The organism is Alcanivorax profundi (assembly GCF_003597125.1).
GTDB classification, from domain to species: domain Bacteria; phylum Pseudomonadota; class Gammaproteobacteria; order Pseudomonadales; family Alcanivoracaceae; genus Alcanivorax; species Alcanivorax profundi.
Genome location: NZ_QYYA01000070.1, coordinates 1 through 567, shown reverse-complemented (window position 1 = coordinate 567; position 567 = coordinate 1). Strand labels below are relative to the sequence as shown.

1 pseudogene is annotated in these 567 nt (G+C 46.7%); it reads right to left on the bottom strand.

Features of this window, described 5'->3' with window-relative positions:
• A pseudogene (locus D4A39_RS19075) lies at positions 1-427 on the bottom strand (1-deoxy-D-xylulose-5-phosphate reductoisomerase); the annotation flags it as partial.
• Positions 428-567 lie beyond the last annotated feature (140 nt).

Sequence of the window (567 nt, the reverse complement as noted above, 5' to 3'; positions counted from 1 at the left end):
ACTCCTGTGCAAGATTGCAAATCAGTTCACCCGCTACCACCAGCGTTTCCTTGTTGGCAAGACATATCTTCTTATGCGCCTTGATGGCATGGATGGTTGGTTCCAGGCCCGAGAATCCTACCATGGAAGCCAGCACCATATCGATAGGCTCAGCCTGTACGATATCGCAAAGCGCCTGAGCACCGGCATAAACCTTGATATCAGGCTCATCACTGAGCATATCCTTCAGCTCCTCGTAGCGAGCCTCATTGGCTATGACCACAGCAGCCGGATGGAACTTGCGAGCCTGCTCGGCAAGTTCCTGCACTCGGTTGTTGGCGGTGAGGCAATATACCTCGTAAAGGTCACTATGCTGCTCGATGACATCAAGCGCCTGTGTACCGATACGTCCCGTAGAACCGAGAATACATATCTGTTGTTTCTTCATTTACTTTGAAATTATTAACTTTGAACTTAGAACTTTATGATTAGTAAAGCAAATGAATTCTTCACTCTTCGTTCTTCACTCTTCACTTTATAAGTCGAGCAATCCTTCCGGAATCGCCATTCTGATTTCTTTCTTTTCAG